The 17,993-nt window shown below is 65.8% G+C and carries 18 protein-coding genes and 1 tRNA gene; 5 read left to right on the top strand and 14 right to left on the bottom strand.

What is annotated here, in order from left to right:
* Nucleotides 1-51: 51 nt before the first annotated feature.
* The 4 genes from EO245_RS02140 to EO245_RS02125 all read right to left on the bottom strand — a co-directional run bounded on the left by EO245_RS02140 (nt 52) and on the right by EO245_RS02125 (nt 3,747).
* Nucleotides 52-774 carry a ribonuclease T gene (locus EO245_RS02140; RefSeq protein WP_128891382.1) on the bottom strand — a complete coding sequence of 241 codons (723 nt, stop codon included), beginning with the start codon at nt 772-774 and terminating at the stop codon, nt 52-54.
* On the bottom strand, nt 771-1,631 hold the full coding sequence (gene nadC, locus EO245_RS02135) for a carboxylating nicotinate-nucleotide diphosphorylase (protein ID WP_128891381.1): 861 nt from the start codon (nt 1,629-1,631) through the stop codon (nt 771-773). The genes EO245_RS02140 and nadC overlap by 4 nt, the downstream gene beginning before the upstream one ends.
* 111 nt (nt 1,632-1,742) lie before the next feature.
* Nucleotides 1,743-2,540 carry a LytTR family DNA-binding domain-containing protein gene (locus EO245_RS02130; protein WP_128891380.1) on the bottom strand — a complete coding sequence of 266 codons (798 nt, stop codon included), beginning with the start codon at nt 2,538-2,540 and terminating at the stop codon, nt 1,743-1,745.
* 1 nt (nt 2,541) lies between these two features.
* Complete coding sequence (locus EO245_RS02125) at nt 2,542-3,747, bottom strand: sensor histidine kinase (RefSeq protein WP_128891379.1); 1,206 nt, start codon at nt 3,745-3,747, stop codon at nt 2,542-2,544.
* 94 nt (nt 3,748-3,841) lie between these two features.
* On the opposite strand from EO245_RS02125, the gene EO245_RS02120 reads away from it, so the two are divergent.
* Complete coding sequence (locus EO245_RS02120; RefSeq protein ID WP_234026934.1) at nt 3,842-4,456, top strand: HD domain-containing protein; 615 nt, start codon at nt 3,842-3,844, stop codon at nt 4,454-4,456.
* 3 nt (nt 4,457-4,459) lie between these two features.
* On the opposite strand, the gene EO245_RS02115 is transcribed toward EO245_RS02120, so the two are convergent.
* The 10 genes from EO245_RS02115 to EO245_RS02070 form a co-directional block, all read right to left on the bottom strand.
* Nucleotides 4,460-5,425, bottom strand: a complete 966-nt coding sequence (locus EO245_RS02115; protein ID WP_128891378.1) for a hypothetical protein — start codon at nt 5,423-5,425, stop codon at nt 4,460-4,462.
* Nucleotides 5,422-6,123: a thioredoxin domain-containing protein gene (locus EO245_RS02110; RefSeq protein ID WP_128891377.1), complete on the bottom strand. Its 702-nt coding sequence runs from the start codon at nt 6,121-6,123 to the stop codon at nt 5,422-5,424. Before EO245_RS02110 ends, EO245_RS02115 begins: the two co-directional genes overlap by 4 nt.
* Before the next feature lie 9 nt (nt 6,124-6,132).
* Nucleotides 6,133-7,491, bottom strand: a complete 1,359-nt coding sequence (locus EO245_RS02105) for a M48 family metalloprotease (protein WP_128891376.1) — start codon at nt 7,489-7,491, stop codon at nt 6,133-6,135.
* 12 nt (nt 7,492-7,503) lie between these two features.
* The gene (locus EO245_RS02100) at nt 7,504-8,472 is read right to left on the bottom strand and encodes an alpha/beta hydrolase (protein WP_234026933.1); all 969 of its coding nucleotides are present in this window, start codon (nt 8,470-8,472) and stop codon (nt 7,504-7,506) included.
* Nucleotides 8,469-9,569 (bottom strand): phosphatase domain-containing protein, encoded by a 1,101-nt coding sequence (locus EO245_RS02095; RefSeq protein ID WP_128891375.1) that lies wholly within the window; start codon nt 9,567-9,569, stop codon nt 8,469-8,471. The genes EO245_RS02100 and EO245_RS02095 overlap by 4 nt, the downstream gene beginning before the upstream one ends.
* A gap of 78 nt (nt 9,570-9,647) precedes the next feature.
* Nucleotides 9,648-11,585 (bottom strand): hypothetical protein, encoded by a 1,938-nt coding sequence (locus EO245_RS13570; protein WP_128891374.1) that lies wholly within the window; start codon nt 11,583-11,585, stop codon nt 9,648-9,650.
* Between the two features lie 123 nt (nt 11,586-11,708).
* A complete protein-coding gene (locus EO245_RS02085) occupies nt 11,709-12,062 on the bottom strand; it encodes a DUF2141 domain-containing protein (RefSeq protein ID WP_370246168.1) in 354 nt (117 codons plus the stop codon).
* A gap of 71 nt (nt 12,063-12,133) precedes the next feature.
* Nucleotides 12,134-12,856, bottom strand: coding sequence for a sterol desaturase family protein (locus EO245_RS02080; RefSeq protein ID WP_128891372.1), 723 nt, complete (start codon nt 12,854-12,856; stop codon nt 12,134-12,136).
* A 55-nt stretch (nt 12,857-12,911) separates the two neighbouring features.
* Entirely contained in the window at nt 12,912-13,415 is a 504-nt protein-coding gene (locus EO245_RS02075; RefSeq protein ID WP_128891371.1) for an MmcB family DNA repair protein, read from the bottom strand.
* A 63-nt stretch (nt 13,416-13,478) separates the two neighbouring features.
* Nucleotides 13,479-13,874: a hypothetical protein gene (locus EO245_RS02070; RefSeq protein ID WP_128891370.1), complete on the bottom strand. Its 396-nt coding sequence runs from the start codon at nt 13,872-13,874 to the stop codon at nt 13,479-13,481.
* A gap of 135 nt (nt 13,875-14,009) precedes the next feature.
* Here EO245_RS02070 and EO245_RS02065 point away from each other — a divergent pair.
* From EO245_RS02065 to EO245_RS02050, 4 genes are all read left to right on the top strand, one after another.
* A tRNA-Arg gene (locus EO245_RS02065) sits at nt 14,010-14,086 on the top strand.
* A 215-nt stretch (nt 14,087-14,301) separates the two neighbouring features.
* The gene (locus EO245_RS02060; protein ID WP_164931246.1) at nt 14,302-16,242 is read left to right on the top strand and encodes a TIR domain-containing protein; all 1,941 of its coding nucleotides are present in this window, start codon (nt 14,302-14,304) and stop codon (nt 16,240-16,242) included.
* A gap of 27 nt (nt 16,243-16,269) precedes the next feature.
* On the top strand, nt 16,270-16,518 hold the full coding sequence (locus EO245_RS02055) for a hypothetical protein (protein ID WP_128891368.1): 249 nt from the start codon (nt 16,270-16,272) through the stop codon (nt 16,516-16,518).
* Nucleotides 16,519-16,576: 58 nt separating this feature from the next.
* Nucleotides 16,577-17,968, top strand: a complete 1,392-nt coding sequence (locus tag EO245_RS02050; protein WP_128891367.1) for a serine protease — start codon at nt 16,577-16,579, stop codon at nt 17,966-17,968.
* Nucleotides 17,969-17,993: the final 25 nt, after the last annotated feature.

The raw sequence follows: 17,993 nt of genomic DNA, 5'->3' as shown, positions 1-17,993 counted from the left end.
GTCCGCCTGCCTGCGCGCAATGCTATCGCCGAGTGTCTTCAGGTCCACCGCTTACAGCCCGCGCCAGATCTTCAGCTGCGCGCCGTCCTTCGCGCCGTAGCGCGCCGCGTCGCAGCGGGTCGGGCGGAAGCGCTTGTCGTAGCACAGGCGGATTTCGTGCAGCCAGCCGCGCCGGTTGAGCTTGAGGCCGACCGCATCGGCGCGCCAGCCCTTGTTCGCTGCGACGAAACGTTCGCGCAGGCGGCCGGCGGTGAGCTCGTCCTCGCGCGAGAGGCGCTCCATCTCCGGAAAGCGCAGCGAGTCCCACAGGATGCGCGTGACCTTGAAATAGGTGTCCGGGCGGCGCGTCATGCAGCTGCCGTGCTTCGCCCACTGGCGCGCGAGCAGCGCGGCGGACGGGCTCATGCACATGTTGCGCCGCGTTTCGGCAGGGGTCAGGCGGCCGGCGGTCGGGCACCACTGCGGCCAGCTGCCCCGGCTTTCCGGCCACAACCCGTGCACGACGAAGCCGAAGCGACCGTTCCTTCCCGAACATTGCGTGCGGTGACGCGCCTGTCCTTCGCGGCCCTTGCAGAACTCCGGGCTCCAGCTGATCGCGAGCGTGTAGCCGGTGACCGGAAGCTGGCGCGCAGGAGCATCGGGCCGCACTTGCGGGACGGCAATGCTCGCAGGCATGCGGCACTGGTAGGCCTGCGCATTTGCGGTAGCCGGAAGGGCGAAGGCGAGAAGGAAGAACAGGAGCGCGCCGCCGCTCCGTACCGCGCGCTCGATCATAGCGGCGTGAAATCCAGTCCGATGTCGGCCGCGGGCGCGCTCTGGGTGAGCCTGCCGACGGAAACGTAATCGACCCCGGTCGCCGCTTTCGCCTCGATCGTGTCGAGATTGATTCCGCCGCTCGCCTCGGTCGGCACGCGCGCAGCGACGATGGCGACGGCCTCGCGCAGGGTGGGCGGGTCCATATTGTCGAGCAGCAGGCGGGTCGCCCCGGCCTCGAGCGCAGGTTCGATCTGGTCGAGCCGGTCGACTTCGCAGATGATGTCCTTCACTCCCGCATCGACCGCGCGGCGCACCGCTTCGCCGACCGATCCGGCGACGAGCACGTGGTTGTCCTTGATCATCGCGGCATCCCACAGCCCCATGCGGTGGTTGCTGCCCCCGCCCATGCGCACGGCGTATTTCTCGAGAGGGCGCAGGCCGGGAATGGTCTTGCGCGTGTCGAGCAGCGTACAGTCGGGATTGTCCATCGCAAGGACATATTCGCGCACCATGGTCGCGATGCCGGAGAGGTGCTGGACGGTGTTGAGCGCGCTGCGTTCGGCGGTGAGCATCGCGCGCGCATTGCCCTCGAGCCGCATCAGGTCGGTGCCCGGCGCTACGGATTCGCCCTCCTCGACCAGCAGTTCGATGGTCATGCCCGGATCGAGCGCGCGGAAGAACGCCTCGGCCACCGGAAGTCCCGCGACGACGATCGGGTCGCGGCTGTCCATGACGCCGGAAAACCGCGCATCGGCGGGTATCACGCTTTCGGAAGTAACGTCTTTGCCGCCACCGGGCAGCCCCTCGCCCAGATCCTCGGCCAGCGTGTCGCGAACGAAAGCCTCGAGGTCGAAACCATTGAGAGTAAAAGTCATAGCTTACTCTCTAGACGGACCCGCAGGGTCCGCAAGGGCGCCCGCCCGCAGCGGGTACAGCTTGCTGCACATCTAGCGAGGACGAAGCCGCGGATGCGGCTTCGCAAACCATCAATGCACGAAACGCGCGACCACGTCGCGGTAGGACCTGCTCACCTTTACCTCGGCACCGGAATCCAGCACGAGGAAGCATTCGCCATTGGTGTGCGGCTTCACCTGCCGGACCTGGTCGAGGTTCACGATGGTCGAACGGTGGACGCGCTGGAACTTGCGCGGGTCGAGGCGGCGTTCGAGATCCTTCATCGTCTCGCGCAGGATCAGCGAATTGTCGCCGGTGTAGATACACATGTAGTCGCCCGCCGCCTCGATATGTTCGATCGAGTCGGTTTCGACGCGAAAGATCTGGCCGCGATCCTTGACGTTGATGAGCTTCTCGTAGCGTTCGCTGCTTTCGCCGTCGCCTTCGGAGAATTCCTCCGCCGCATCGGGCGCGACTTCGGTCAGCACGTTCATCAGCTTCTCGGCTTCCTCGGCGGACTTCTTCTCCGCGATACGCTGGCGCACGCGCTCGATCGTGTCGGCGAGCTTGTCCTCGTCGACCGGCTTCATGAGGTAGTTCACCGCATTGGCCTCGAACGCGCGGATCGCGTGTTCCTGGAAGGCGGTGACGAAGACGATCAGCGGCGGCTCGATCTCCATGATGCCCTTCACCACCGAAAACCCGTCGAAGCCGGGCATCTGGATGTCGAGGAAGACGAGGTCGGGCTTGAGCGTCTTGATCTTGCGGATCGCCTCGCGCCCGTTGGCGCAGGTGTCGATCACCTCCACGTCCTCGAACGGCTCGAGCCTCAGCTGCAGGCCCTGGATGGCCAGTTTCTCGTCGTCGACGATGATGGTGCGAATAGTCATTTCAAGTTCCAATCGGATGGCGCGCCGTCGCAGGGGGCAGCAGCGGCGCTACGGTCTGGTCCGTGACGGGGGTCGGCGCGGCGCCGGGTGAAGGGTTTTCTTCCGCTTCCTCGAACGGCAATTCGATGATCACCGTGAAACCGCCGCGCGCGGGGCTGCGTATTTCGAATAGGTGGTCATCGCCATAGGCCTGTGCAAGCCGGTCGCGGATATTGGCGAGGCCGACGCCGGTCGAAACCGAGTCGCTGCCGGTAATCGCATCGGGTAGCGTCTGGCCGCGGTTATCCGACTGCATGCCCGGCCCGGTATCGGAAACGGCGATGCGCAGCCGCTGTCCGACGATGCGCGCCGACAGGCTGATGCGCGCGCCTTCTTCCTGCGGCGAGACGGCGTATTTGATCGCATTCTCGACCAGCGGCTGGAGCAGCATGGCCGGCAGGCACGCCTTGGCGGCATCCTCGTCGATCTGGAAATCGGTCCGCAGCCGCTCCTCGAAACGCATCTTCTCAATCCCGAGATAGAGCTTCAGCGTCTCGACTTCCTGCGCGAGCGTGACCTTGCCGCCCGGCTGGGTGACGAGCGTGTGCCGCAGGAAGCTGGACAGGCGGGTGAGCATCGCGTTCGCCGGCTCGGTCTGCTTGAGCAGGACCAGCGTGCTGATCGAATTGAGCGTATTGAACAGGAAATGCGGGTTCAGCTGGTAGCGCAGCATGGCGAGCTGCGCGCTGGTGGCCTGCGCCTCGAGCCGCTCGAGCCGGTCGGCCTGCTCCTCCACCTGGAGGAAGAAATTGATCGCGTAGTACAGCGCCGACCACGCGCCGAGCAGCGTCAGGTCGACGAAGAACAGGCCGAAGAAGCGCTGGGCGAAACCCGCCTCGCTGTCGGGCCGGTAGAGGTCGAGCACCCAGCTGTCGATAAAGGCGTAGAGGCTCACCGCGAAGGCGAGGATGATCGCGGTCGCGCCCCAGGTGACGAGCGGGCGGCGGTTGATCAGCTGGCGATAGCCGACCGACAGCACGAGGCTGATCGAAAAGCCGGTAATCGTCGTGATGAGGATCACGAGCAGGAAATCCCACGGCTGCCCGTTCGCGAAGGCCGACATGGTGCGCAGCAGGAACACACCGCCCCAACCCCCGAGCTGGAGGTTCCAGAACGCCCGGTTCTTCTGCGCGAAGAACGGCGTGGGTCGGAAGGGCAACATGGCCATCGCCTTGGTCCTTAGCCCAATTTCCGCGCCCGCGTCACATAGGTTTTACTCGGCCTGCGGCTTGCGGTATCCTGCGTGCGATAGGGAGAGTGCAATGAACGACATGACTGCCGAGGAACTTCACAGCGCACGAGAGCATGCGAAGTTTCGCGAAATGAAGGAAGGTACTGCCGAGGACTGGCAGATCATTTCGAAGGAATATTTCGCCTTCGCAGAAGGACTTGCGGACCGCGTGCTGAAGCATCTCAAGCTGCTCGAAGGCGATTTCGGCGGCTTCCCGGTTTGCCGGCTCGAGCACTCGCTGCAGACCGCGACTCGCGCCTATCGCGACGGCCGGGGTGAGCGTTATGTGGTGATGGCGCTGCTGCACGACATCGGCGATACGCTGGGCACCTACAACCACCCCGACGTCGCCGCGGCGATCCTCAAGCCCTTCGTGACGGAGGAAGAGCACTGGATCTGCCAGAACCACGGCGCATTCCAGGGCTACTACTACTTCCACCACCTCGGCATGGACCGGAACCTGCGCGACAAGTTCGAGGACCATCCGTATTTCGATGCCTGCGCGGAATTCTGCGAGAAATACGACCAGGCCGCATTCGATCCGGATTACGAGAGCGAACCGCTCGAATTCTTCGAACCGATGGTGCGCCGCGTGTTCGAGAAGCCGCTGTCTTCGATGTACGTCAAGGAAGACGAGGAAGCGTAACGCCTAGCGCTTTTCGCGCTGTGCCTCCCGCGTGAAGAAGTGCCGCCAGTCGGCGCGCCCTTCTTCCGCGAGGACGCGCTTCAGAACAGCGATTTCCGCGTCGATCAGCTCGACACGCTCGTCCCACCCGTCGTGGGTGCGCTTGCGCAGCAGCCCGCCCGAATGTTTCGGCCCCCAGCGGCGCATGAAGCGCGATGCGGCCTCGGGCTCGTAGCCGGCATTGACCAGCAGCCACGGCATGAGCCGGTCCGCCTCGCGCTCGGTCTCGCGCACGGCGCGCCGTTTGCGGCCGTTTACGGACAGGATCTGAGGGTGGCGCAGGACATTGTGCGCAAACTCGTGCGCGAGCGCGGCGGCAAGTTCGTCTTCCGGGTAGGCGAGGCCGGGAAAGTCGCGCCCAATCCGCACCCGCTGCCCGTCAGCCCCGACATCGTCGCTGCCGGAAACCACTTCGAATTGCGTCACGCAGGCCGGGCGCGTCTTCACGATCACCGCTTCGTCAGACCCTGCAAAGACCAGCGCGAGCGATCCGCTGCGGCGAAGCGGGCCGATGAATTCGTTGATTTGAGCCAGCCGGGCCCAGGGCTTCTCCTCGTCCCAGGCAAAACCGGTGACCGAGCGATCCTCGATCCTCTCGAGCGTTGTCCCGGCGGCGATCGGCGTGTCGGCTGCAGGCGAACCGGGCGCGATTGCTTGCACGAAGATGTCGCCTCGCAGGCCGAGCAGCGCCTTCACCGCAGCGGGGCTGCCGAAGGCGCGCGCATCCTGCAGCAGCAGGCCGGTGTCGTTGGTCCGGTAGTCGCAGTAGGCCGCGTTGCCTTCGCGCAGGCGCCAGCCGATCGCGTGGACCCGCCGGTCCAGGGCCTGCAGGGCCTCGAAGGATTGGGCGAATGCCGGCTCGGCCGCCGTTTCGCCAGACGTTGGCGCGCTGGCCGAAGCGAGCGCAAGGGCGGCAAGCGATGCGATCACGATCCGCGCGCTTCGGAGATCGCCTCCTGCAGCAATTCCTTGCCGACCGCGCCTTCATACACGCGGTTGCCGATGATGAAGCTGGGTGTCCCGGCGAAACCGAGCTGGCGCGCGAGACCGAGGTTGCGGGCGAGTTCCAGCTCGACATCCTGCGATTCCATCGCGGCCTGCGCCTTTTCCATGTCGAGTTCGACGATCGCGGCGGCTTGCGCCATGTTCTCCGGCGTCGGCGAGCCGAGGCTGAACATCACGTCGTGGAACTGGGCGAACTTGCCCTGCTGCGCGGCAGCCAGCGCGAGCTTGGCCGCGCCGTCGCTGCCCTGGAAGATCGGCCATTCGCGCACGACGACCTTGAGATCGGGGTTTTCCGCGATCAGCGCGTCGATGTCGGGCCGGCTCATCCGGCAATAGGTGCAGCCGTAATCGGAGAACTCGACCAGCGTCACGTCGCCGTCGGGATTGCCGAGGATCGCGCCGGGGAATGGCTGCACCACGTCCTGTTCCACGCTCGCCAGCCGCTCTGCCGCCTGCTGGCGATCGTAGGCTTCGGCCATTTCGGGCAGGATGTCCGGATTGTCGATCAGGAAGGCGCGGGTGCGCGTGTCGCCGATCCCGCTGAACTGCCAGATGGCAGCCCCGATGAAGCCGAAAATCAGGGCGATAGACCCTGTGAGAATGTGCGATTTCCAGTCGGTCATTGCCAAGGGCTAGCGTTCGTCCCGCAGCCGTTCAAGCGCGGCGCGTGCCTCCAGCGCGATATCCTGCGCCCTGATCCAGTCGGGCGAACCCTTGGGCAGTCCGACTTCGGCGAACTGCGCGCTGGCGAGCGCAGCGGCATACTGGCGCGTCATGACCTGCTGTTCGGCAGACGCGAGCCGCGCGCGGGGCATGTCGCCCTTGCTCGCATAGACCACGCCCAGCTGGTACCACGCGAAGGGGTTGAGCCGGTCGCGCGCAACCGCTGCGCGCAACACGCGCTCGGCCTCGTCGAAATGGGTCTCGTCCTCGGTGGCAATCAGCGCATGGCCGAACATCGATGCGATGAGCGGCTGCGAGCGGGTCAGCTCGGTCGCGCGGCGCAGCGGCTCGAGCGCTTCAGCGGGCCGGCCGGATTCGAGCAGGACCTGTCCCTTGAGCTCGAGGAAATAGGGATCGTCGGGATCGAGCGCGAGCAGGGCATCGGCCTCGCTCAGCGCTTCGTCGATCAGCGCGTTCTTGTGAAAGGCGTAGGCGCGTGCATAGCGCGCGGGCACGTCGGTGCGCCGCTCGGGATAGACCTGCAATGTGCGCGCGGGCTGCGAGGTGTAGCCGAAGAGCTTGGCCTTCACCCGCTCGAACTTGGCCTGCAGCACGGGATCGTCCGGCGCGTCCCACGCCGGGTCCTTGACGTAGCTTTCGCGCAGCGTCGCAATGCGGTCGCCCGAGAGCGGGTGGGTGCGGACGAATGCCTGATCGTCGTCCTGGCTGTAGCCGTAGCGGAATTCCTGGTTCTGCAGTTTCTTGAAGAACTCGAGCGAACCGCGCCCCGAAATCCCTGCGAGCGAGAGATATTCCGCCCCGGCGGCGTCGGCACTCGATTCCTGCACGCGGCTGAAGGCGAGATACTTGCCGATCGCGGCGCGCTGCCCGGCGGAGAAAATCCCTGCTGCCGCTTCGCCCGGAGCGCCCGCCAGCGCGGCGCCGATGCCGAGGAGAAGCGAGAGGATGGTGATGTTGGTCGCCGCACCGATCCCTTCGCTCGAACGGATGATATGGCCGCCGGTGATATGGCCCAGCTCGTGCGCGATCACGCCCTGCACTTCGTTCGCCGTATCGGCCGCATCGATCAGGCCTGCGTGGATATAGACCACCTGCCCGCCGGCGACGAAGGCGTTGATCGAAGGATCGTTGACCAGCACGATATCGACGTTGGCGGGTTCGAGCCCGGCGGCCTCGACCAGCGGCGCGGCCATCTCATTGAGCAGCGCCTCGGTTTCCGCATCGCGCAGGATGGATTGCGCGGCGACCGGCTGGGCGACCAGCGTGACGCAAGCGATGAACGACAGGATGTGGGCAAAGAGGCGCATCGGCCTGCAGTGCTAGCGCGTTTGCGCCTGAACCGGAACTGAAGTTTCCGCCGCTGCCGGTGCGGGCGAGCGGCTTGCGAGGGGCTTGGCGAAATCGCGGATCGCCGCGATCACGCGCGCATCGCGCCGCCACGGGCTCGCGGTGCGCAGGAGGATGTCGTAATGGTCGGTCTCTTCGAAAAAGAGCGTTTCCGCCCGGCCTCCGAGCTCCTCGATCCGTTCGGCCAGAACGCGGCTGTTGCGCGGGCGCACGACGGCATCGCTTTCGCCCGACATCAGCAGCATCGGCGGTGCATCGCCGCGCGCGAAGGCGATCGGCTGGGTGCTCGTTTCGGCATTTTCGGCATCGCCGAAGCTGGCGCGGGTCGCTTCGCCGTCGAAGGGGTAGAAATCATATGGCCCCGCCAGTCCGATGACACCGCGCACTGCATCGTCGTCCAGCCCCTCGGCGGCGAGCCATTGCGGGTCGAGCGTGGTCATCACCACATTGTATGCGCCTGCCGAGTGGCCTGCGAGAAAGATCGCGTCGGGATCGCCGCCGTAGCGGGCGATATTGTCGCGCGTCCACGCGATGGTGGACGCGGTGTCTTCGAGCATGGCGGGGAACACCGCTTCCGGGTGCAGCCGGTATCCGGCGAGCACGACCACAAAGCCTTCAGGCACCAACCCGCGCGCAAGGAAGCCGTAGTCGTCGGGATCGCCGCTGCGCCAACTGCCGCCGTGGCTGAAGATGATGACCGGCAGCGGTTCATCTGCCTGCTCGGGCGCATATACGATCAGCTTTTGCGCGTCCGACGGGCCGAAGCTCGCCTTATGCGCCTGTGCCACCCCGCGCCCGCCGCCGCTGATCCGGTCGACCGTATCGACCACCGCCGGGCCATTGCGCGCGATCGCGACCTGCAGGCCAATGAAGCCTGCGACCACGACGAGTGCGACGCTGACGATTGCGAGCCACATTTTCCTGCGCCCCTGTTTGCTCATGCGGCGGGCACATCGCGTTTTTCGACCGTCTCGACAACCGCTTTCGCATCCGCATCGTGCGCAAGGCCCGCTTCGGCGAGGAATGCTTCGCCTGTCGAATAGTCGTCGCCCATCCATAGCGGCACGCCCGCCCCGCGGATCGCCTCGCGCGCTGCCTCTTCCTCCGCGGACAGGGCCTCGCCCGCCTGGCGGATGAAGACGGCGGCGATGCGCTCGGGCATTTCGACCGCGATCTTGCCGAATGCCGTCAGGTCGCCCTGGGTGTCATCGCCGATCAAGGCGAAGCGCATGTCGGGATAGAGATCGAGGATCGAATCGATTGCCTCGCGCTTGTGCGAACCGTGGCTCGAGGAGCCGAAGGTCTCGCGATTGAGACCCCAGTCGCGCAGCTTGATCGGGCCGAGCGGCAGGCCGCGCTGGCGCTTGAAGGCAACGAGGTAGGAAAAAAGGTTCCACGGGCTCGAGGAGACGTAGAAGAACGGGCGGTGCGTTGCGGGCAGCTGCTCGCCGCGCGCCTCCGGCGTATCACGCCCGACCCTGCCGCCGCCGAGCGCGCCGTAGAAGGCATCGGCCCCGGGCACGTGCAGCCGTTCCTCCGGCATTTGCGCCAGCACCCGGTTCCAGTTGCGCAGGACCGAGCGCAAATTACCGGTAATGCCGGTCTCGATGATCGTGTCGTCGATGTCGGAAATGACCGCGATGCCCGCCTTGCGCGAAGGCGCGAGGACATAACCCTCGATCGAGCGCGGCCCCTCGGCGTTTTCCCATTTCAGGGCGACCACGTCCCACGCGGTGCGCTCGGGCAGGGGCTCGGCAGGCAGGTCGAGGTCGAAGTGGACGAAACCCTCGGTATCGGTTTCGGCATGTTCGCGGTGCACCGTACCGCTCGCGCTCTCGTATTCGAGCGTGACGCGGACGCCGATTTCCTCGTGCGAGGCGAACTGCGACAGCATGGTGCGGAAAGCCTGCCAACGACCCTTGGCTTCGAAGCGCGGATCGGCCGAGCGCAATGCGCGCGCGCTCAGCACGAGGCGGGAGTCGCTGCGGTATCCGAAATAGGGTTGGACGCGAACGGGCTTGTCAGGCCGGAAGGGCATGGGAACTCGCAATTGCCGGGGTCATGCAGGTCAAGCCCGCAAGACGCCCGAAAGTTCCGATTTCCCGAAAGGGAGCGCTCAGTCCTCGCGGCGCGAAAGGACTTCGCGGCCGACCTTTTCGACCAGCTTGACGGCGTCCGACACCTCGCCGAGCACGACGATCTCGCCGGTGGTAAGGCGGCGGATCATCACCACGCCGAATTCCTCGCCCTGCGGATCGATCGCATCGAAACCGGTGCCTTCGATCTTGCGCAGCTGGCGCGCGAGCGAGGGGCGAACGGCATCGACCGGGTCGACTTCCTTGCCCTGTTCCTCGCGGCGCAGGCGGCGTTCCGCCTGGACGACACCCTTGAGCCCGCCTTCCGCCGAAGCGAGGTAGCCGGCAAGCTCGCCGCGGCCGACGTCGTTGCGGCGCGCATGGGCGAGTACGGTGGCGTATTCTGCGAGACGCGTCTTGTCGTAGTCTGCACCGAAGACGAGCTTGACGACCGGGGTCATCGGCGCGCGGTCCTGCACGGTGAGGCCGTTTTCCTCGACCAGTTCGGCGAATTCTTCCGGGTCTTCCTCGGCAGCGAGGCTGACGTCGTAGGCCCGGCCGACGGCGGCATAGAGCGCCGAGCGGGTGCGGTCTTCCGAATTGCGGGCCGCCTGCGCGAGTTCGCGCGCTTCGGCGAGGCAATCGTAGAGGCCGGTAGCGTCGCTCGTTTCGTCGATGGAGACGACCGGAGTTTCCTCCTCGGCGACATCATCGGCGAATGCATTCGCGTCGAATTCGACTTCTTCCGCGACCGGTTCTTCGGCCAAGTCTTCGAAAATGTCTTCGGCGATGTCTTCGACAGCCGGGGCTTCCTCGAATTCCTCGACGAGGTCGAACGGTTCGACCGTTTCCTCGGCGGGTTCTTCGACAGCCTGCTCGACCGGTTCGTCGGCAGCGTAATCCTGCGTCTCGAAATCCGATTCCTCGAGCGGCGGAAGCGCCTGCTTCTTCTGCATCAGGGGCGAACCCGGAGCAGCGGTGATGGTCGGCTCTTCCTCATCCTCGTCGTCCCAGTCGATCGTCACATTGGTGCGCGGCTGGATGAGCGAGGACAGGCGCGAGACGACGTCTTCGTCATCCGCAGCGAGTTCGTCATCGGGGATACCGTCTTCGGTCAGGTCGTCGCCCGGTTCCTCGTTCGGATCGACGATGGCCCAATCGTCGTCATCCTCGGCGGCAAATTCCTCGTCGTTGGCGGCGAAATCGCCTGCCGAAACGCCGAATGCCGGTGCGGGGAATGCGCTGTCGGTTTCCTCTTCGCTCGGCGGCGAAGCGATATCGCTGATCTCGTCGGCGCCGAAGGACGAACCCGGGCCGTCGGCCCAGTCGTCGCCCACGTCTTCCTCGGCAGCCGAGGGCAGCGGCGCATCTTCGACCGGGGCCTCGTCGAGCGCCTGGTCGATTTCGAGCAGCAGCTCGTCCGTGGTCATCTGGTCGGCCATTTCCTTCCAGTTGATCACGCCGTAGATGAAATCGATCGTCTCGCCATCGCTCGAATAGGGCAGCAGGATGCCGCGATAGAGGATGGTCGCCTCGCGCTGGTTCACGAATTCGGCCTCGAAGCCGATCGGAGCCTGGTTGGCGAGAATCTGCATGTAATGGTCGGTGATGCGGCTCAGCAGCGAGCGGCTGGGCACGTCCGAGAGCTGCGAGATCTCGACATCGGTGCCGCATTCCTCGGCCAGGGTCTCGCCGAGATACTGGATCGCCGGGTCTTCGATGCCTGCGGTGAAGTCGAGCAGCACACTGTACGGCCCGAAATCGGGCAGCGATTCGGGGTCGAGGTCTTCGATCGAGGGAAATGCGCGGTCTTCAAGCAGGCTCGCCCAGTGGTTGTAGGCGCGCACCTGCATGCGGCGCTCGTCACTGCCGATGGCGGCGGGAGGCGGTTCGCGGCCGGTTTCGTCCTCGCCGCTATCCCAGTCGCGCTCGTCGTCTGCCGAATCGTACGATCCGAAATTTCCGCGCAGCGTATCCATGACTCGTGGAGCCCCCTTGAAACAATTTCAGGGCTCCCTTGTGGAGACGCGTAGTAAACATCCCGTTAAGTGCGATTGGCACGAGGCCCGCTGCGCGGCGACGTCAGCGCGTCGCCTTTGACGTCACAGCATGTAGCGCATGCGGATAGTCTGGCGCGAAGCCCCGGCGGGCACGTCGATCGCAGCCGCATCGAATTTCGGCGGCCCCATGCGCACCTTGGCGTCGCGGGAGAAGCCGAAACCTTCCTTGGGCATCATCAGCAAGGCGCGGTCGGCCTTGTTGTTGTTGTTCTCGTCATGCAGCAGCGCGATGGCGTAGCGGCCCGGACGCACATTTTCGAAGGTGAGCGTCACGGTCTCGCCGGCCGGGACGACCACGCTGTGCGCGGTCTCGCCCTTTTCGCATTTCGGGAAATCGTCGGGATCGGGGGTCAGGCAGGCGCGCACCACGCCCTTGGTGTTGCGCAGCTCGGTCACGGTGACCTTGATCGACGAACTGCTCGCCGCCGAGTTGGCCGGCAGGGCGATGGCCGCAAGGGCCAGCAGCCCTACTTGCGATAGGCGTCGGCCAGCCCGCGATCCGTTCCGCACAGGCGATCCCAGAACCTGAAGTACAGTCCGTAATTGCATCGGTAACTCTCGTGATGACGCTGGTGATGGCTAGCCGTTATCAGCCAGTTTCCCAACCGCGAATGAACGATGGCACGGGGAAAGATCTCCCACCCCATGTGATTGGTCACGCCCATGATCGTCATGATGGCGAGCACGGCGCCGAGCATGGCGACATGGATCGGGACGAGGAAGACGAGCGCCGGGATGACCACCGCGCCGGTGATTGCCTCGACAGGGTGGAAACTCATCGCCGCCCAGGCGGTCGGCGGGCGGCTGGCATGGTGGACGGCATGGGCGATACGGAAAGGTTTCGGGAGGTGCATCCAGCGATGCGTCCAGTAGAACCAGGTATCGTGCGCGAAGAGGTAGAGGAACAGCGAGAGCGGCGCGTACCACAGTGGAAAGGCGCTCCAGTCGGTGTAGATCCTCGTCCAGCCGAATTCCTGCCAGCCCCAGGCGACGATACCGGCCGGTACGCCGTAGATCGCGGCCGAGGCGAGCGACCAGCCAATCTCGCGCTTCATCTGCGGGCCGAGGCGATCGTAGAAGCCCGGGCGCAGGCGCGCGGTCAGCCAGGCGAACAGCCCGCTGGTCGCGAGATAGCGCAGGGCGACGATCAGCGTCATCGCCAGCGCGGAAAGAATGATGGCTCCCGTCATCACGCGCCTTATGCCGCAAGCCGGCGCGGCGCGTCACCCCATTTCGAGGGGCTGCTCACATCTCGCCGCGCGGACCCCAGGACGAGCATTCCTCGTCGGACGAGACGGCAAGGCGGCGCAGGGCTGCCCGGGCGAGCCGTTCGACCTCCACCTTGCGGCGGGCTGCGGCGAGCGGGTGGCTCGGCGCGGGGCGGAGGATTTCCGCGTCATACCCGTCGGCGACGATGATCCCGCAGCAATCTGGCTGGAAATCCTCGCCCTCGAGCGGGGCGCGGTCGAGCTCGGGCGGGAGGCCCCAGTAGAAGCGGTCGCAATAATCGAGATAGTCGGGCCACTTGCCGTCGCCGAGCAGGTCCGCGCGGCTCACCTTGATCTCGACGATGACGATGCGGCCCTTGGCATCGACCCCCATCAGGTCGGCCCGCCGCCCGTTGCGCAGCGGCATTTCCGGCAGCACCCAGATATCGTTGCGCGCGAACATACGCGTGATGCCGCGCGCCACGGCGGCAGCGTCGGGGGCGATAGCGGAATCGGAAGAAAGGGACGCGGCGCTGCTCATGCCCCCGCGATGGAACATAGCAGGAACTTCGTCAAGAGTGAGCGAGTTCGGGATTGCACCCGGTCAGGCCGAGCGACGCGGTCCCATCCGGCTGCCGACCTCGGGAACGAGCGACAGCAGCGCGTCGCGCGATGCGCAATATTCGCGCCACAAGGCAAGCGCCGGTGCGGCTGCATCCTGTCCGCGCGCGTTGACCGCGAGCAGGGCGGCAAGGCCCGGCTGGAGGACGGCAGCGATATCGGACAGCGCATTTTCGGCGAGCCGCTGGCGATCGCCGCCCGCAGCTGCGACCGAGGCGGCAAAATTGCGCGACCTGGAGCTCGGCGCATCCGCCTCGACCCCGGCAATCATCGCAACCGCCGAGGCAGCATCCTGCACCGCGGCCCACTGCCGCGCGACCTGCGATCCCCGCTCCTGCGCGCCCTTCGGCTCCGTCGTCTGGAGTGCATCCTGTGCCATGATTCACACTCTAGGTTAACGAGCCTTGCCAAATTGCTAACCGGTCGGCGGGTTTCTCTCGCGCGGTGAACGCGCTTGGCTTTTTGCTGGCAAGCCCCATGCCGCTTTGCTAGACGCCGCGCGCTCAAGGCACACGCACCCGTAGCTCAGCTGGATAGAGCGCTGCCCTCCGAAGGCAGAGGCCACAGGTTCGAATCCTGTCGGGTGCGCCAAGGGGGCGGTCTTCGCAAGAGGGCCGCCCCCTTGGCGTATCATGGCGCTACGCACCTCGTTCGGGATCGGAGCGCCGCAGGCGCGCAGATGACGAAGCCGCCATCGGGCGGCGAAGTAATCCTGTCGGGTGCGCCACTTTCTCCAATCCATCCATTTGCTTGCGCTTCGAGCGCAGCCGCGTCACACTCGCCTCGACCAGCTAGGGGACGGCGGGGTGGACAGCGATACTTCCTCTTCGGATCAGGTGACCGCGTTCGTCAGCTATCGACGCGGCGATCGCGAGCGGGCGGTTTCGATTATCGAGACGCTCGAGGACAAGGGCATCTCGGTCTGGTGGGACGGCCTGCTTGCCGGGGGCGACCGCTATGCACAGACGACCGAGGCCGCGCTCGAGACCGCGAATGCCGTGGTCGTTCTATGGAGCGGGGATTCGATCGAGAGCCATTGGGTGCGCGACGAGGCGACGCGCGGGCGCGACCGGGGCTGCATGGTGTCGGTCTCGCTCGACGGGACGGAGCCGCCGCTCGGTTTCCGGCAGGTGCAATATATCGATTTCTCCGGCTGGAAGGGCGGGTCCAGCGAACCGCAATTCACCGAGCTGCTGCATGCGATCGAACATGTCGCGAAAGAGCCCGGCACCGAACTGACATTTCGGCCCGCTTCGGCAGGAAAACAGGGCGGGATAAGTCGGCGCGCGATCCTTGCAGGCTCGGGCGTAGTGGCGCTGGGCGCAGCCGGGGTGCTTGCCTGGCGCGGCGGCATATTCGGAGGTGGCGGCGCGGATGGCAGCAGCATCGCCGTCATGCCGTTCGAGAACCTCAGCGCCGATCCCGAACAGGCCTATTTCTCCGACGGCCTCGCCGAGGAATTGCGCAATACGCTCAGCCTCAATCGCCGCATCGCGGTCGCGGCCCAGACCTCGACCAACAGCTTCCGCGACGGCGAGGAAACCGCGATGGAGATCGCCCAGGCTCTCGGCGTCTCGCACATCCTCGAAGGCAGCGTGCGCCGGACCGAGGAGCAGCTGCGCGTCAGCGTCCGGCTGATCGAAGGCGGCAGCGGGTTCGAGGCATGGGGCGAAACCTTCGAGCGCGCGCTCGACAACGTGCTCGACGTGCAGAGCGAGATTGCCGCGCTGGTGGTGGATTCGCTTGTCTCGGCAATCGGTGAAGACGCGCGGGCCGGAACCGAACGGGTCGGCGGGACGAGCAGCGCCGATGCGCTCGATGCCTATCTGCGCGGTGTTGCGCTGTACGAGCTGGCAGCAAGCGAGGAGACCGACCGGCAGGCGCTGGCTGCGTTCGAACAGGCGATCGAACTCGACCCGGATTACGCGGCGGCCCATGCCGCGCGCGCCCGCGTGCTCACCGTGATCGGCAGCGCCTATGCCAAGGGCAAGGATCTTGCCGCCTATTACGACGAGGCGCTCGCGGCAGCCCGCCGTGCGGTGGAAAGCGCGCCGGAGCTGGCAGAGGGGCACGCGGCGCTCGGCCTCGTGTTGGCCAATGCGCGGCTCGACATGGCGGGTGCGCGCCAGCCCTACGATCGCAGTTTCGAACTGGGGTTCGGCAATGCGACCGTGCTCAACCAGTACGGCATCTACGCTTCGCAGGTCGGCGATTTCGAGAAGGGGCGCGAGGCGGTGAAACGCGCCGAGCGGCTCGACCCGCTCAACCCCGGCGTCTTCAGGACCGAAATGGTTATCGAGTTCGCGGCAGGCGACTACGAAGCAGCGACGCGTGCGGCGAACCGCGCACTCGCGCTCAACCCGGAGATCGGCAGCGCGAACCGCTTCCTCGGCGACATTGCCTATCTGCAAGGCGATATCGAGACGGCCAAGGCGCGCTACGAGGCGGAGCCGATGGACATCTTGCGCCTGCCCGGCCTTGCGATTGCCGCGAGGGTCGTCGAGGGCGAGGAAGCGGGCGATGCCGCGCTCGCCGAGCTCGTCGAAAGCTACGGCGACAACAGCTTCTACCAGCAGGCGCAGGTGCTGGTGCAGTTCGGCCGCGAGGACGAGGCGCTCGCCGCGCTCGAAGCGGGCCGGGCGGCAGGCGACAGCGGCCTCACACTGATGCTGACCGACCCTTTACTTGCGCCGATTCGACAAGAACCGCGCTTTGAGGCAGTCTCCGCCTCGCTCGGCCTCAGTTGATCCGAGTCCAATATGGGGGAATTCTTGATGAGGAAGATCGTTCTTTTCGCTTCCGCGCCTGCGCTGGCGCTCGCTGCATGTGCAGAGCCGGCTGAGGAAGCAGTAGAGCCGACCGACGAAGTCGTCGAAGAGGCTGCTGCGCCCGAAGGCGAAGCGATGGCCGAAGAAGGCGCCATGGAAGAAATGGCAGAGGAAGGCGCTGCCGCCGAAGGCGATGCCGAGGCCGAAGCGATGGCCGAAGAAGAAGACGAGCGCGGCAACGGCGTCATTCGTTAAGCCGGCTTGAGCGTGTGCGGGCGGGCAGCAAGAGCCCGCCCGCATCGCTTCCCAACCGATGACTCGCCTGCGCCGCGTTTCCTTGTCGCTGGCCGCCTGCGCGATGCTCGCCGGCGCGCCCGCCATGCTCTGGTCCGATGCCGCGACCGGGCAGATTTCCGACGAGCCGCTCGTTTCTTTCATTGCGCAGGAATTGCATCCGGACGAGCTCGCGCCGGTCGAGGCGTGGCTCGAGACCCTGTCGCCCGAGCAGCTTGCGGCCTTCACACACTTCTCTTTGCAACAGGATGTCGGCGACCGCGGCCTCCTTGCCGTGCGGCTGGTCGAAATGCCGCCGGAGGCACGGGGCGCCTTCATCCAGCTGGTCGAGGGCATGAGCGATGCCGAACGGGTCCTGCTCGCCCGGGCCATCGGCGCCAAGAAACCGGAGCGCTGGCCGTTCCTGACGGAGTATCTGATGGCGGCGCCGCTGGCCGAAGTGCGCCATACGATGCTGTTCCGGTCCTTCGATCGGTATTGCGAAACCGAGTGCCTGCCCGAGACCGAGACGTTCCTGCGCGAATGGAACAAGCAGGCCAACCGGATCACACACGGAAAGCCGGCGAAGAACTATATGGCCCCGTGGCAAGCGCAGTTGCTTCGTTCCGGCGACAGCCTCGCTTCTTTCCGCACCCCGCGCCAGCGCCGGACCGACCGCGAAACATACGGCATCGTCCTGCCCGTTTGGGAGCATGCGCATGTCTGCGGCGGTGCCTATATCGGCGAGCGATGGGTGCTGACCGCCGCGCATTGCATCAAGGGCTGGGAGACGCGCGAGGAGGCGTTTTTCGATGGTCGGCGCATTCGCCTCGGCTCGCATTCGATCTATTCCGGCGGCACGATATTCGAAATCGATGCCGTGGTGATGCACGAGGATTTCGTGTCTGCGAAGGCGAGCGACGACATCGCGCTCCTGCGCCTCAAGCAGACACCGAGCGGCATTCCCGCTGCACGTCCGGCCCCGCGCGGCGGCAATGTCGTGCCGCAGGGGAGCGATCTCGAAGTCTTCGGCTGGGGCTTCGGCGGCGAGACGTTCAATGCCGGCGATGCGCGCGACCGCACCGGCAGCTTCCAACGTGTCAGCTCGCAGCTGCAATATGCCGACATGAAGCTCCTGCCCGATGCGCAATGCAACAACGACCGGCATTATAAAGCGCGGGGTTATCGCATTCGGCCTGGGCAGCTATGCGCCGGATCCACCGACGGCCAGGGGAGCTGCAAGGGCGACAGCGGCGGCCCGATCGCGCAGCCTTCGGACAAGGGCGGGCGGCTCATCGGGCTGGTTTCCTTCGGGCCGGGATGCGGGCTGGTCGGTACGCCGGGCGCCTATGTCGATGTCGGTTACTATCGCTCGTGGATCGACCGGGCGAAACGAACGGCGCGTTCGGGCCGAATTCTTGAAACCGACTAGGCCAATAGTCGCGCATTGCCACGCG

The sequence above is a fragment of the Erythrobacter sp. HKB08 genome, from assembly GCF_004114695.1.
In the GTDB taxonomy this organism is placed as follows: domain Bacteria; phylum Pseudomonadota; class Alphaproteobacteria; order Sphingomonadales; family Sphingomonadaceae; genus Parerythrobacter_A.
Note: the sequence above shows the minus strand (reverse complement) of the source record. Positions and strands in the feature narration are given on the sequence as shown.

Coding starts and splice junctions, on each gene's coding strand:
- EO245_RS02140 (WP_128891382.1), bottom strand. CDS start 774: ATGATCGAGCGCGCGGTACGGAGCGGCGGCGCGCTCCTGTTCTTCCTT.
- nadC (WP_128891381.1), bottom strand. CDS start 1,631: ATGACTTTTACTCTCAATGGTTTCGACCTCGAGGCTTTCGTTCGCGAC.
- EO245_RS02130 (WP_128891380.1), bottom strand. CDS start 2,540: ATGACTATTCGCACCATCATCGTCGACGACGAGAAACTGGCCATCCAG.
- EO245_RS02125 (WP_128891379.1), bottom strand. CDS start 3,747: ATGGCCATGTTGCCCTTCCGACCCACGCCGTTCTTCGCGCAGAAGAAC.
- EO245_RS02120 (WP_234026934.1), top strand. CDS start 3,842: ATGAACGACATGACTGCCGAGGAACTTCACAGCGCACGAGAGCATGCG.
- EO245_RS02110 (WP_128891377.1), bottom strand. CDS start 6,123: ATGACCGACTGGAAATCGCACATTCTCACAGGGTCTATCGCCCTGATT.
- EO245_RS02105 (WP_128891376.1), bottom strand. CDS start 7,491: ATGCGCCTCTTTGCCCACATCCTGTCGTTCATCGCTTGCGTCACGCTG.
- EO245_RS02100 (WP_234026933.1), bottom strand. CDS start 8,472: ATGAGCAAACAGGGGCGCAGGAAAATGTGGCTCGCAATCGTCAGCGTC.
- EO245_RS02095 (WP_128891375.1), bottom strand. CDS start 9,569: ATGCCCTTCCGGCCTGACAAGCCCGTTCGCGTCCAACCCTATTTCGGA.
- EO245_RS13570 (WP_128891374.1), bottom strand. CDS start 11,585: ATGGATACGCTGCGCGGAAATTTCGGATCGTACGATTCGGCAGACGAC.
- EO245_RS02080 (WP_128891372.1), bottom strand. CDS start 12,856: ATGACGGGAGCCATCATTCTTTCCGCGCTGGCGATGACGCTGATCGTC.
- EO245_RS02075 (WP_128891371.1), bottom strand. CDS start 13,415: ATGAGCAGCGCCGCGTCCCTTTCTTCCGATTCCGCTATCGCCCCCGAC.
- EO245_RS02070 (WP_128891370.1), bottom strand. CDS start 13,874: ATGGCACAGGATGCACTCCAGACGACGGAGCCGAAGGGCGCGCAGGAG.
- EO245_RS02055 (WP_128891368.1), top strand. CDS start 16,270: ATGAGGAAGATCGTTCTTTTCGCTTCCGCGCCTGCGCTGGCGCTCGCT.
- EO245_RS02050 (WP_128891367.1), top strand. CDS start 16,577: ATGACTCGCCTGCGCCGCGTTTCCTTGTCGCTGGCCGCCTGCGCGATG.